12 protein-coding genes and 1 tRNA gene are annotated in these 13,371 nt (G+C 41.5%); 2 read left to right on the top strand and 11 right to left on the bottom strand.

The annotated features are described in order from the left end of the window. On the bottom strand, window positions 1-745 hold a 745-nt coding region (locus tag AC1DO4_RS26775), incomplete at its 3' end, for a hypothetical protein (RefSeq protein WP_477420829.1). An 81-nt stretch (window positions 746-826) separates the two neighbouring features. After that, on the bottom strand, window positions 827-1,996 hold the full coding sequence (locus AC1DO4_RS26780; protein WP_477420830.1) for a tyrosine-type recombinase/integrase: 1,170 nt from the start codon (window positions 1,994-1,996) through the stop codon (window positions 827-829). 54 nt (window positions 1,997-2,050) lie between these two features. On the opposite strand from AC1DO4_RS26780, the gene AC1DO4_RS26785 reads away from it, so the two are divergent. Further along, window positions 2,051-2,121, top strand: a tRNA-Phe gene (locus AC1DO4_RS26785). Window positions 2,122-2,677: 556 nt separating this feature from the next. On the opposite strand, the gene AC1DO4_RS26790 is transcribed toward AC1DO4_RS26785, so the two are convergent. Next, the gene (locus AC1DO4_RS26790) at window positions 2,678-2,860 is read right to left on the bottom strand and encodes a hypothetical protein (RefSeq protein WP_477420831.1); all 183 of its coding nucleotides are present in this window, start codon (window positions 2,858-2,860) and stop codon (window positions 2,678-2,680) included. A gap of 78 nt (window positions 2,861-2,938) precedes the next feature. Next, window positions 2,939-3,706: an SDR family NAD(P)-dependent oxidoreductase gene (locus tag AC1DO4_RS26795; protein ID WP_477420832.1), complete on the bottom strand. Its 768-nt coding sequence runs from the start codon at window positions 3,704-3,706 to the stop codon at window positions 2,939-2,941. Window positions 3,707-3,897: 191 nt separating this feature from the next. Between AC1DO4_RS26795 and AC1DO4_RS26800 the strand changes: the two genes are divergently transcribed. Beyond that, window positions 3,898-4,476, top strand: coding sequence for a Crp/Fnr family transcriptional regulator (locus tag AC1DO4_RS26800; RefSeq protein ID WP_477420833.1), 579 nt, complete (start codon window positions 3,898-3,900; stop codon window positions 4,474-4,476). Between the two features lie 6 nt (window positions 4,477-4,482). Here AC1DO4_RS26800 and AC1DO4_RS26805 read toward each other — a convergent pair whose 3' ends face one another. The 7 genes from AC1DO4_RS26805 to AC1DO4_RS26835 all read right to left on the bottom strand — a co-directional run bounded on the left by AC1DO4_RS26805 (window position 4,483) and on the right by AC1DO4_RS26835 (window position 13,126). Next, window positions 4,483-4,752: a DinB family protein gene (locus AC1DO4_RS26805; RefSeq protein WP_477420840.1), complete on the bottom strand. Its 270-nt coding sequence runs from the start codon at window positions 4,750-4,752 to the stop codon at window positions 4,483-4,485. Window positions 4,753-5,050: 298 nt separating this feature from the next. Beyond that, complete coding sequence (locus AC1DO4_RS26810; protein WP_477420834.1) at window positions 5,051-6,454, bottom strand: alpha-L-fucosidase; 1,404 nt, start codon at window positions 6,452-6,454, stop codon at window positions 5,051-5,053. Window positions 6,455-6,491: 37 nt separating this feature from the next. Next, entirely contained in the window at window positions 6,492-8,120 is a 1,629-nt protein-coding gene (locus AC1DO4_RS26815) for an alpha-L-fucosidase (protein WP_477420835.1), read from the bottom strand. Between the two features lie 74 nt (window positions 8,121-8,194). Next, window positions 8,195-9,748 (bottom strand): rhamnogalacturonidase, encoded by a 1,554-nt coding sequence (locus tag AC1DO4_RS26820; RefSeq protein WP_477420836.1) that lies wholly within the window; start codon window positions 9,746-9,748, stop codon window positions 8,195-8,197. Between the two features lie 4 nt (window positions 9,749-9,752). After that, complete coding sequence (locus tag AC1DO4_RS26825) at window positions 9,753-9,923, bottom strand: hypothetical protein (protein ID WP_477420837.1); 171 nt, start codon at window positions 9,921-9,923, stop codon at window positions 9,753-9,755. Window positions 9,924-9,933: 10 nt separating this feature from the next. Next, window positions 9,934-11,460: an alpha-L-fucosidase gene (locus AC1DO4_RS26830; RefSeq protein ID WP_477420838.1), complete on the bottom strand. Its 1,527-nt coding sequence runs from the start codon at window positions 11,458-11,460 to the stop codon at window positions 9,934-9,936. Window positions 11,461-11,563: 103 nt separating this feature from the next. Continuing rightward, window positions 11,564-13,126, bottom strand: a complete 1,563-nt coding sequence (locus AC1DO4_RS26835) for a glycoside hydrolase family 43 protein (protein WP_477420839.1) — start codon at window positions 13,124-13,126, stop codon at window positions 11,564-11,566. Window positions 13,127-13,371: the final 245 nt, after the last annotated feature.

Here is a 13,371-nt window from a genome sequence, read left to right on the forward strand (position 1 = left end):
GTCTTGTTCCATGTGTAGCTCTCTGTCTTGTTCCATGTGTAGCTCTCTTACTCCAAAATATTTTGTGATCRTTAAAATATTGGATGAGGATGTACGCCGCTTCTAAAATTTTATAATGCCTTGAGTCCATTGCATTAGATGTGTGCTTTCTGGCAATAGCTTTAAGTTTTACATCAGAAGTTTGTGGATTATTAAAATGTTCTGCTAATTCAGAATCAACTATCAAACTCGGGATCGAGTTATAAATGGCCTTTATCACGTTTTCTAATATTGAATTCGACCAGTTAAGATTTTTAAAGGTTGCTTGAGCATCATTAGATTTTATTCTAATTTCAATATTTGACAAGTCGCCTCTTTCGATCAGTTTAGCAATAAAGAGGTTGCCAACATGTTCTGCTTGTACTCTATTGTATGTATCCCATTGTGGAAAACAATCGATACCCGCCTTTATATAAATTAACAAGAAGTAAATGTTTTCTTGTTGATAGGTATTAAGATTAGATTGTTTTAGAACGTTTCTTATCTCGGCAAGCTTACGACTGGTAATTGATGTTATAAAGTCGTTATAGTTGTTATTTATACCATATCCAAGCTCTTTTTTGAGCTCTTCCTGGGTAAACAATTCTTCCTCGCTGTAGCTAAATGTATAATGTGTGTCACTCTCATCGAGTAAATGGAAAACTTGACTCTCAAAGTCCTTCTTTATATAATTCAGTATTTGCTTTTCAATCGTAATTTGAGACATATCGTAAATAAACCGCCAATATCTGATTTATTATATAAATGAATAATCCTACTCGTAGTTGAGTAGGATTATATATTGGGATTAGTCCAATGTTGGCGCCGACTCTTTAAGTTCACTACCACTAAGCGCTCCCAAATTTCTTAGATATTTCAATGTTACTACTATAGAAGAATGTCCTAATAATTGCTGTAGGAGGTAGACGTCTTTAGTTTTCTTATATAGTGCTATTGCTGCGGTATGCCGAAATGAATATATTGTTTGATTTTCATAGATTAATCCGAGATCGAACATTTTAGCCCAGGCCCTTGACCATTGTGTATTGAAGTAAGATTCGTTGAAAGGTTCGCGTTGCAAACTAAATATATTGTCATATCGCGTTAATTTCAAGAGGATAGGATCAATTTCTACTCTTATGTAATCAGGTATATATACCACCCTTACTTTCCCTCCTTTATTTTCATTTCCAGATAGATGTACTTCTGTATTGTTGTTTTTGAAATTGTCCGCCGAGAGTAACCTTATTTCTTCATGTGGCCTTAACCATGAACCGTAAGTTAATAAACAACAGATATGAAGATTTGGATAATGCGCTTTTAGATACTTTAGTATTGGCTTTATTTGTTCATGGTTGTATTTCTCATGTAACTTGGCTTTCGCCTTTCTGCGTTTAGTTTCCTTTACTGATTTCAAAGGTTTGTCAATCAATCGTCCTGCTGCCGAAAACAACACACTTAAATTTCTTCGCTTATTCATAAAGTAGGTTCCGGTTGAACCAAATTGAGAAAGAAACTTTTCTATTCTAGCTGTGGTTATATTTGTTATTATTCCGCTAGACTCTTCAGGTAACATAAACCCTCTGAATTGCCTATAAACACTTTTTAAATCGCGTTTATAGGTTTTACTCAAATCACTACGTAACTTGTCTTTAACTGCTTCAAATAACAGCTTTATGGCTGTCTGTTGAGTGCTCAATTTAGATTCAGTAATATTATCTGATTTAATTGTTTCTTCAAGATCGGTGTTAATGGGATATTGCTTAGCATCGAGGGCCTTGTGTAATTCGAATTGCAGCTTTTTAAGTAATTGAGTTCTTTCCTCTATGGTATTTGCCCTATTAGGATTAATTCTCTGGCCTATGTTCTTTCCGTGAAATTCTCGTACCCTAATATTATTAAAGTAAAATGTAACATAAGATCGTTTGTTTAAATCATCGCTTGTAACGATAGTTGGTTCTGTGTAATTAGTTGACATTCTTGGCACACTTTTGGCACACTTTGATGTCAAAAAGGTCAAAAACACGCTCAGATAGCTGTTTAAGTAGGTAGAGCAAAGGACTGAAAATCCTTGTGTCGCTGGTTCGATCCCAGCTGATACCACACTTTCAAAAGCCTGTTTTCTAGCGAAAATGGGCTTTTTTTGTGCTTTTAGGCGTATTTTAGCGCTATCTCTTCTATATGCTCAATCGAGTGATTAGCAATTTAACAAGTTTTATTTGTTGAACTGACCGGAATTTATTGAGAATTAATTGAGAAAAAATCGAGAATCAATTACGGTCGCTAATAATCCTTAAAATGGCTACTGTTAGAGAAGTAATCCTACCCCGTGAAAAGAAAAATGACGGTTAACCATAATGGTAAATCCGTCTATTTAAAAACCCAACACTTTATTGGGCAAAAAGGCCGGGCCGTTTAAAATATGCAACGAATGAATTTAGTTTTGAAATGATCAATTTAATTGTTTTTAAATATCCTAAAATTCGTCAGAGACATATAGCTATACTCTCAAGATATACTTTTCACGGCATGATACCGGCATTGTTCAATAGCCCTGCGACAGGGAGCCCAAGCGCGATGTTTTCCTGAGCCGCGCTTTTTATACTGTTCATATCTGGCATATCGCATAGGACAGGAACAGCATGACGGCCTGCATTTTTCAGCTCTTTTTTTGCAGTTGAGCGAGTTTTTCGGGGGTGCGGCCAACCAGGATCAGGGCGCCGTGCTGCGCCAGTTCCAGCGCGGTAGCACGGCCTGTCCCCGAAGTTGGCCCGGTAATGTTATATGATTTTATTGAGAAAATCTGTCTGTAAGCGGTGCTGCAATGGCTGATATTACCCAATAACCACGGACACCATTAAAAAGGATCACGAAGAACCCTAAAGCAAACGGGATCGGCCTCTTTTTCATCGTTATCATCTTAGGCAAATGGCGCAAGATTAACTGAGCCCCCATCGACGAGAATCTCCGTGCCGATCACGAATGAAGATTCGTTTGAACCCAAATAGACCACTGCCTTTCCGATCTCGTGAGGCTGTCCGATGCGACCGGCCGGAATGCCGTTCACCCAGGCCTGTTTTACTTCATCTACATGTTCTGCCGGAATAAATTTCCCGAATACCGGTGTTTCTATGGTCCCGGGAGAAACAACATTAACCCTTATCTTGCGCTCCAGCAGGTCAAGTGAAAAGCCCCGGGCCCAGGCAACAAGCGCCGCTTTTGCACCACCGTAAAGCGATAATGATGGATAGCCGCGGTGTGCGGCATTTGAACCGATCATGATGATGGAGCTGCCGTCATTCATATAAGGCAGGGCTTTATGGATGGTAAAATAAACGCTTTTCAGGTTGAGGTCCATTGTCAGGTCGTAATCTTTTTCACCGATGTCTGCAACGGAACCCAGGGCCGCACCGGTCGCCGCACCGCCGGCATTGGCCACCACAATGTCTATCTTACCAAATTTTTCATAGGTCTCATTAAAAACGCGATCAAGGTCTTCTTGCCTGGTCACATCCGCATTGATGGCGATAAAATTTGCGCCTAGCTGGGCAACCGAACTGTTCAGCGTTTCCTGCGTCCTGCCAACGATTGCGCCAACTGCGCCTTCTAATTGAAATTCTTTGGCGATACCAAATCCGATGCCGCTGTTTCCGCCGGTGATGACGGCTACTTTATTCTTTAGTCTCATGATATTGAATATTTATTTGATACAAAATTAAGCCAGGCACTTTAGGCGGGACAAGGAGATTTGACGCTAAATACATGTGATAAAAGTCACGGTTATTAGCAATTACCAAGGCTTGTCACCCATATACCATTTTAAATCTTGAAATTGCGATACGGGTGATTTTTAAATAGATTTGTTAAACACGGTTTGGCATGTTTGAGGCATTCGAAAAATATTTAAAGGAAAAAGCGAATCTGGAAGCTGAAGAAATTAATGCTGTCCGGGCTGTTTCTATTGAAAAAAAGATCAGAAAAAGGCAATACCTTCTCCAGGAAGGTAATGTATGCCATTACAACTGCTTTGTTGTAAAAGGCTGCCTCCGCATGTATACGGTCGGTAACGACGGGGCAGAGCATATACTAAGATTTGCAGCAGAAAACTGGTGGATCAGCGACCGCGAAAGTTATAATAACGGCACTCCGTCCAAATGTAACATAGATGCCCTTGAAAATTGTGAGGTTATTTTAATCGATAAGCCTGCTTTCCTCCACCTGTTGACGACAATACCTAAGTTAAAAAACTTTATAGACAGCCTTTTAGCAAGAAGTTACGACGCCATTCAACATCGGGTAATAGATGCGATCAGTTACAGCACCGAAGAAAAATATCAGCATTTTATAACCCGGTTTCCGAACATATTTTATCGTGTTCCTTTGCACATGATTGCTTCATATCTTGGCGTTTCGCGGGAAACTTTGAGTCGTGTCAGAAGCCAGTCAGTTCATAAATAACTTTCTTTATCTGCATTTAGTTAAATAGCCGTCGAAGAAAACTAAATTACCGGCTAGTCTTTTACACGGAATCGTCTTATTTTGAATGTAATAGGTAACCAGGTCAACAGATGAAAATTTATCATTGCCGGTCTGCCGCAGCAGGGTGACCAATTGCCCCCGATGGTAAGTAGAGTGGTTAATGAAAATGGTACCCTGTTTTGATTTCAAATGAAAAAAAGTGCTTTTAGAGCGCCTAATAGCATGTAAATGACTCGCAAAAAGATCAAAAATCATCCCAGCGGGATCGCCGCTCTCTTCAAAATAGTTAACTGCTTCTCTCCTACCGTTGTTGGAATATGTTCTATTTCGAAACAAATGAAGGTTTGTAAAACCATAGCGCTATCCGTGGAGTTTTAATTAATCTTTCAATAGCTAAGAAGTTCTGAACTCTCCCTCTCCTATCAATTCGATAAATCTAAAAAACCAGAGGTTACGGATACCGCTTTGCCCTGGGCTATTGGCGTTGGCCGGAGTTGCAACTTACTTTATATCAGCGTACCCGAACTGGATGCTTATTCATGCTGCACTATAATTACTTCAATTGCACTTTAAATACGTAAACAGGTATTTCATCGGGCAACACAGATGGCACACTACAGTTTAATCCGTTTTTATTTTGTTCCCATTTAACCGCAGTTTTTGCCCCAAGCGAAGTTACTTTGGCCACAGTAAACTTATCAGCACTAATACTTTTGATATTTATAGCCGGTTCCTTCCAGCTACGTGCAAAAACGTAGATCACTTTCCCTTTTGCCGCAAAATAAATGTCGGGCAGTATTGCTGTAGAAGTGGCATCATTATCAACATCTATTTTTATTGCGCTTGAACTAAGTGTAACCTCAGATATCTGTTCTCCGGCAACCATCCATGGCCTTGTGCCGTAAATTGCTTCACTGTTTATATTCATCCACTTCCCAACAGCCTTTAATCTTTCAATTGCCTGTGGAGGAAAAGTTCCATCATCCTTGGGGCCAATATTCAATAAAAGGTTCCCACCCTTACAAACAACCTCAACCAGTTGCCTCACAATAAGCTCGGGACTTTTCCATTCCGTATCATGCTTATTATAACCCCAACCTTTGCTCATGGTAATGCAAGACTCCCATGGTTGATTATCTGTTTTATCTGTGATCTGCTGCTCGGATACTTTAAAATCGCCTACCCCGTTGCCCACACGGCTGTTTACTATACAATTTGGCTGTAACGATTTGATCATTGCATACAACTCCTCACTTTGAGGCTTGCTTATCCGTTCGGGTGTATCAAACCAAATAACACTAACAGGGCCATATTCAGAAAGTAATTGTTTTACCTGAGGTTTTACTTTTCTTTCAAAGTATTTAGAAAAATCTTTTGCATCTTCATTTGGATAATTAACAACATTACTTCTGGCTCCCTTTGTTGGCCAATCGGTAGCTACATCCGGATCCTCCCAATCTCTTCCCAAAGAATAATAAAATCCTAACTTCATCCCGTATGCTTTACAAGAATCAGCAAGCTCTTTAAGAGGATCTCGTTTAAAAGGGGTTTGTTTTACAATATTATAATCGTTTGTATGGGAGTTAAACATGGCAAAGCCATCGTGATGCTTGGATGTAATAATTATATATTTCATCCCGGCCTGCTTAGCTGTTTTTACCCACTTGCCGGCATCAAATGAAGTTGGGTTAAAATCTTTAGCCAAACTGCCATATTCTTTCAGTGAAAGCTTTTCATAGATCATAAAATGCTCATTGCCTTTGTAGGGCTTGCCTTGCCAATCGCCTGCTGCCTGCGCGTATAAACCCCAGTGCACAAAAAGCCCAAACTTTGCATCGCGCCATTGTTGCATTTGGGCATCTGTAGTAGCAGCAGGTGTTTGCGCATTGCCAATGGAGCAAAATGCAATTAAACAAATTGTAATACCAATTAAAACTTTAAACCTTAAATGTTTCATTGTCAATATAATTTAACCTCATACTCATCCCCGCATGTTAAGAAATCTTCAATGCAAACGCATAAGAGAGCTTGGGCTTTTCGCTTAATTTTACAAGTAAGCCCTCATTTGTTTGATTAAATTTGAGTTTTTGCCCATCACCAAGCATTTCCACGGACGATACAGCCTTTTCCTGGTTAGCGTTTCCCGCCTTCATGCTTTTAATTAATACCTGCCCGTTCTCTGGCCAGCCCAGTACTGTTGCATATACCAGGCCATTTTTAGTTGTAAAGCGGATATCGGCTGCGCCAAAAGACTTGCCTTTACCTTCATTAAAACCCGCACCCGAAAGTGCGGCTACCGACTCCGTAGCCGGCCCTTCTCCAAAAACTTTCCAGGGTCGTGTGCCAAATATGCTGTCGCTGTTAATATCCATCCACGCGCCGACACCCTCCACAATCGCGACTTCTTTTTCGTCTATAGTTCCATCGCCGCGAACAGGGATATTGAGCAGGAGATTGCCATTCTTGCTCACAATATCAACCAGCATTTGAATAACTGTTTGGGTAGATTTATATCCACCACGTTCATACAATCCCCTATCATAATGCCAGTTTCCAATACACGAGCATGTTTGCCATGGATGGGCTTGTACATTATCCAGTACACCGCGTTCTACATCCCAAACCATACATTTCTTCTCTGTATCTGTAAGTTTTTTTCCAAACAAAACAGCTTCAAGTTTTCCGTTGTGTGTTGCCATATTCTGGTTATAATAATTGGCCGCAAGTCTTAATCCTACATCGCTTACCGGGTAAAGCGGGAGGCTTGAGTCATCAAAATAGATCAAATCGGGATTATATTGCTTGATCAAGTCCATAGTGCGATTGTAAAACCTTTCGCAGTAAGCCGGTGAGGGCCAGCGCGTTTTATCTTCCCAATCCCAATCGAACGTTTTGCTTAATTGATGATTTTGGGCATACAATTCCTGAGGATCAATCCCTTCCCACCAGGTGCCTTTTCCATCAGCTTTTGTAAGATTGCCATCATAGGGTACACCGGCAAATTGGCCACTCTTATCCGAACCCTGCGAAGTTTCGTAAAACATCCATGCATGAGCTGCATGAACACTTAACCCAAATGGAAGTGAGTGTTTTTTAGCTGCCTTAGCCCAGCCGGCAACAATGTTTTTTTTAGGGCCTACACGCACTGAGTTCCATTGCTGGTATTTGCTGTCCCATAAATCAAGATTGTCATGGTGGTTTGCCATGGCAAAAAAATATTGTGCTCCTGCGCGTTTATACAATGCCACAAGTTTCTCCGGGTCCCAATTCTCAGCTTTCCAATCGTGTATTACTTCCTTGAAACCTGCTTTGGAAGGATGCCCATAATGGGCTACATGCCATTTGTAATAATCGGAGTTTTCTTCATACAAGCCCCGTGCGTACCAATCGCCGCGCTCTGGCTGGCATTGTGGCCCCCAGTGCGACCATATCCCAAACTTGGCATTACGGAACCATTCCGGAGCTTGATAGGAAGACAGAGAGTCCCAGCTTGGTTTAAATGGCCCCGAAGCCATAAATTCGTGGTTACTATTAAGTAGGTTATCAGCAGCATGAATATGTTTAGCCAATGCCACTGCCGGAATTGAAGCTGCCAGATGCTTTAAAAGTTGCCTGCGTTTCATGTTATTTTATTTTTTATTTTAAGTGTATTTGAGTGTTCTCGCGATTATTTCTGCAAAGCTGCCTTTGGGCACACTCACTTTAACTCTGTAGTTGTAGATTTCGTAATTGTAGTGTTCTTTAATTCGGTAACAGCGTTCAAACTGATGTTCTCAACATTTTTAAACGCTATCCGAGGTTCTCCTGTCGGCTTTGCTATATCAAGATAGTTAGCTTGCACACCAATTACATCATCAAAGAAAAATACAGGGCGGTGGTCAGCTGTTAAAGACATTACTTTAATGTTGTGCATGTCTATATTTTTTACATGTCTCACATAAAAACCATAAGAAGGCGTTATGCCATGTCGTTCAGGTTCAGGATAGTCTTTAATAACTTCTGGCATATCCCTCTTAGACTGCTCCAGCGTTCCGCCGCCTGTAGTGTATATACGAATGTCGTGCAGACTAACATCATCAATGTAAGCTGATGGAATTCCACTAATAATTGAAGCTTGTCTTGGGTCGGCGTTATAGGCTACTATGTTTCCAATATTAACTCGTTTCAACTGACCAGGGGGGCTGCCTTCAGGAGCTCGCATTCTGCCTCCGATTCGCAAATAGATGGGAGAGTTAACAATATCCCTCATTGTAATATTATTTACTGTTACATCCTCAATTGAAGCCCCATCGGTTGTTTCTATTGCTAAACCGCGGCAGTAGTCAAATACGCAGTTTGAAATACTAATACTCTTAAAACCGCCATTAGATTCTGTTCCAAACTTGATTCGGCCAAAAGGTCCGCGATCAAAATTATTTGATGGCGGCGTCCTTTTATAAGTACCGTCTAACACGGAGCCCATATTGTAGCCGCTTACAACGCAATTAGTGATAGTAACATTTTCCGTTGTGCGAAGTTGATTTAGCGCAAAGCTGCTTTTTAAACAAATGCCATCATCATTTGGTGAGTTAACCCTGCAGTAGGAAACGGTAACATAGCGACAGCAATCTATGTCAATTCCATCGCGGTTCGTGTCGATTTTAAGATTATCAAGGGTAAAGTTGTCAACACCAGTTGCCAGTATGCCAAACCAACCGCCTTCATAAATCGTAAAATCACGCAGTAAAACATTTTTGCAGCGTTTTAATGCGATAGACTTATTTGGCCTTTTATCGCCCCTTTCGCTGTTTCCAACAAGGCCTTTGCCATGAATTATGCCGGTACCAGTTATCGACACATTTTCCAGATTTTCACCCCATATTAAACTATTATGCCAATGGCTATGCCCAAAATCCTGATATTTATCGTTTTCAGATACTTCGGGTTCGTCGTAAATACCTCCTTCGGCAATAGTTGCTGCAATAATTGTAGCACCTTGGTCTATTAATAAATTAATATTGCTTTTAAGGTGAATTGAACCGCACAGATAATTGCCTGCAGGTACCAATACCGTCCCGCCTCCGTTGGCAGTAGCTTCTTCAATGGCTTTATTAATACCAGGTGCGTCCATCGATTTTCCGTCGCCTTTGGCACCGTAATTTTTAACATTGTAGACATTATCTGCTGCGTAAACGCAAAATGAACAGTTGATTAACGCAATGAGAATAAATATACGTTTTACAACTTTAGGAAATTTGGTCTTTATAATCATAGTATTAATTAATGGTGTTATCTAAGCAACGTTGGTATTGATAATCTAAGAGGGCCAGCTTGCAAATTACACCTTCCTTTACAATAGCCTGCTTCACTGCATCGTCCAGTTCTACGTATAAATTCCCCAGAACGCTGGTGCCAAATATGACCTTAGGTAAACTGATGCCTTTCATAATTTATCGCTTATTTTAATTCGATTTTAAAACACATTACTTTCCAGGCAGGTACAGCCGATGGTTTAGTGATGACCAGCGAACCTGCTTCCTGTTTCCATTGCAGTTTTTCATTACTKCCTAAAAGTTTAACGGTTGCTATCTTTTTATCGCCCAGTTTTGAACTTGTACCTAATGAAGTGATACGGATATCGCTGTTAGGCGCATCCATACAAAACGCATACAGGTTGTTGCCTTTTGTGGTAAAGCGGATATCTGCCGGCTGATAGGCATGCGTATCGCTCAGGCCGCCAAACCGGCCTTTGGCCTGATTAGCTTTGATGGTTGAGGGGCCTTCGCCGTAAATTTTCCAAGGGCGCGTGCCATATATACCTTCACCGTTGGCAGGCATCCAGGCGGCAATTTGCTCAATAATTGTTAGTACATCCTGTTCCAGATCGCCTTCGGGGGTTTGCACTACGTTAATCAGCAGGTTGCCGTTTTTACTTACAATATCAACCAGCATTTGTATTACCTCGGTGCCGCTGCGGTATTTTTGACCAGTTTTATAATACCAATCACCAATTGAGGTATCGGTTTGCCAGGGGTACGTACTGATAGAATCTAATACGCCGCGCTCCACATCCTGGGCCCATTTACCTCCAGACGGTTCCTTACAATTATATACAGCGGTTGGTTTACCGTCGGTGTAGGCGATGTTGCCATTGTAAAAATTGGCCAGCATACTACGCCCTACTTCATCAAACGGCAATTTACTGTCGGAGTATAATAAATCGGGATGATAAGTATCAACCAATTCTTTTACATCGGCATACCATTCCTTCATCCACAAAGGATTAGTGGTTAACCAGCCATTATCGCCTGGCGCGGCCTTAGTATGGTACAGATCGGCGTATTGCGGGTCGTTTCCATCATAAGGTACGCCTTTATACGCGCCTGCTGTATCGGCCTTGTGTGCGGACTGGTACCAGGTATAGCTGGCCGCCAGATGTTCGGACACGCCAAATTTAAGACCTTCCTTTTTGGCGGCTTTTTGCCAAAGGCCAACTACATCTTTATGCGGCCCCATGTTCACGGCATTCCAGCGGTGAATTTTAGAATTCCACAAAAAGAAATTATCATGGTGACTGCCCATACTAACAAAATATTTAGCACCGGCCCGCTTATACAAGGCCATAAGCTTTTCGGGATCCCATTTTTCTGCCTTCCACAGCGGAATAATATCTTTATAACCAAATTTTGACGGCGTGCCGTAATTAGCCACGTGGTATTTATTCTGGCCGCTGCCTTCTACATAAATGTTTTTAGCATACCAATCGCCCTGTCGCGGTACAGCCTGCGGCCCCCAATGCGCCCAAATTCCAAACTTGGCATCCCTGAACCAATCAGGATATTTATATTCTTTTAACGATTCCTCTGTCGGCTTAAACGGCCCTTTATTAATAGACAACTCCTGCGCATGGCCTTGCGCGCTAAACAGCAAGGCAATGCCAGCGGCCATTGTTAGTGGGTTCGGTACTTTCTTTCTGATATTCATTGTTGTTCTAAATTTATGTGTGTGTATATATGATGTACCCGTCGAACAGGCTGGCTTTCCCACCCAATAGTTAACCACCCTTCCGTTAAAAAAAATATTGATATCAAATGGAATCTGTTATATGAAAAAAGTCAAAGTCAGCCGCTCCCCCTATATTTTTTGTAGCATAATTAAACAAAGCAAAACGATAGCCCATGAAATGCGGGAAGGTATAGGCCATTTTTAATTGTGTGCCCAATGGTATCCATGTTTTCCCGTCCAGGCTATAAAAAAAATCTGCCACGTCTTTTCTGTTCGTAAAATTGCATTCCGCCTTAAAGTATACTATCTTTTGGTTTAAGGGGACTTTTTGTGCTTCTACAGGTTTTCCGGTGCTTGCATTGATCATGATGACAGCTTTGCTGTCCCCCGTTATTTTTACACCTGCCAACCCGTAATTTTTTTGCAAAAGGCCCAAACCCGCGAAATCACCGTCTTTCATATTAGAAATGTCGAGCGAAACTGATCCGGAACATACCGGGCCGATAGTGCGTTGTGTCAATGAATTTCGAGCCATCAGGAAATTGGTGTCAATCCTGCCGGTGGTGAGCCGTAAATATCCTTTCCGCGCGGTAACAGACCACAAACTGTTATCCGGGTTATGGTTCCATTGCCAAACGAGTGGTAATGCCCGTTCGCCTTTTTTACGGGCAAACTCGTCTGAAGCAACGATGCCCGGGATCAAACCTTTACCGGCCGGCAGGTCGAGTGTATCGGTCACTTTGCCGCCAGTGCCCAAAACGGGCCATCCATCCTCCCACTTTACGGGCACCAAATAGGGAATGCGGCCCACCGAGCCATAATCACGGAACAAATAAGAATACCAGGCCCCGTTTGGCGCTTCAACCAATCCGCCTTGCGCCACACCCAGGTCCTGGAGGCCAATTCGTCCTTCGTACGGACCGGTGATTTTATCTGCCCGGTGTATGATAACAGTACGTACGTGGCCCGGTGGCCATGTAATATTGAAAAGATAATATTTGCTGTTTATCTTAAACAACTGAGAGCCCTCAGGACCGAGACCGGTACCGCCCGAAGGCACGTTTGCTTTTTTAATGATAACCTGGTCCGTTCCGCCAGGCTTTATACCGGAAAGATCGTCCTTTAATTCAACTAACCTTAAATCTCCGCTCCCGCTAATCATATACGCTTTTCCGTCGTCATCAAAAAACAAGGAGTGATCACCCAGGTCGGGGGCAAATGACCTGGCTTTCCATGGGCCTTTTTCGATATTTTTAGTACTGTAAATGTGGGTTTTATTGGTATTTGCAGAAAATGTGGTTACATAATAGGTGCCATTATGGAAACGGATAGAACTTGCCCACGAACCCTCCCCATACATGTTTTTGCCATTTGTGAGATTCGTTGCGTCAATATTTGCTAAAGTATCATACGCATAACCCACCGTCTTCCAGGTCACCAGGTCGTTCGACTTCATAATCGGTACACCCGGACTCATGTGCATCGTTGTGCTGCTCATGTAATAGCTATTGCCTACACGTTCTATTGATATGTCTGGTACATCTGCATAAATAATGGGATTAGTGGCTTTTTGTGCGTATAAACACGGCACTATAAGCGTGATAATTAAGGCCGTTATCCATAACCTGTAAATCGCATTTCTCATATTGACATTTGTTTTTTTTGTCCTGGTAATAACTTTTTCATCATGAAAGTCAATATCATTTATTGTGTTTATTACACTTATTTAATAAAACCAACTGGGGGCATTTGCATTGAAAATCATTTCTGAGTTTATCGGTATTCGGAAGTCCGGTTCACAGATTTTCCATAAACTTCACACTGCTTCTGAAATGAATTTATTTAACCAGGATTTTTACTGTTTTTGAAATATTGCGTGATGAATTACCT

The organism is Mucilaginibacter sp. P5_A6 (genome assembly GCF_056400585.1).

What these genes read in the sequence shown, in the direction of transcription:
- AC1DO4_RS26780 (WP_477420830.1), bottom strand. Translation starts at nt 1,996, where the DNA reads ATGTCAACTAATTACACAGAACCAACTATCGTTACAAGCGATGATTTA.
- AC1DO4_RS26795 (WP_477420832.1), bottom strand. Translation starts at nt 3,706, where the DNA reads ATGAGACTAAAGAATAAAGTAGCCGTCATCACCGGCGGAAACAGCGGC.
- AC1DO4_RS26800 (WP_477420833.1), top strand. Translation starts at nt 3,898, where the DNA reads ATGTTTGAGGCATTCGAAAAATATTTAAAGGAAAAAGCGAATCTGGAA.
- AC1DO4_RS26805 (WP_477420840.1), bottom strand. Translation starts at nt 4,752, where the DNA reads ATGATTTTTGATCTTTTTGCGAGTCATTTACATGCTATTAGGCGCTCT.
- AC1DO4_RS26810 (WP_477420834.1), bottom strand. Translation starts at nt 6,454, where the DNA reads ATGAAACATTTAAGGTTTAAAGTTTTAATTGGTATTACAATTTGTTTA.
- AC1DO4_RS26815 (WP_477420835.1), bottom strand. Translation starts at nt 8,120, where the DNA reads ATGAAACGCAGGCAACTTTTAAAGCATCTGGCAGCTTCAATTCCGGCA.
- AC1DO4_RS26820 (WP_477420836.1), bottom strand. Translation starts at nt 9,748, where the DNA reads ATGATTATAAAGACCAAATTTCCTAAAGTTGTAAAACGTATATTTATT.
- AC1DO4_RS26825 (WP_477420837.1), bottom strand. Translation starts at nt 9,923, where the DNA reads ATGAAAGGCATCAGTTTACCTAAGGTCATATTTGGCACCAGCGTTCTG.
- AC1DO4_RS26835 (WP_477420839.1), bottom strand. Translation starts at nt 13,126, where the DNA reads ATGAGAAATGCGATTTACAGGTTATGGATAACGGCCTTAATTATCACG.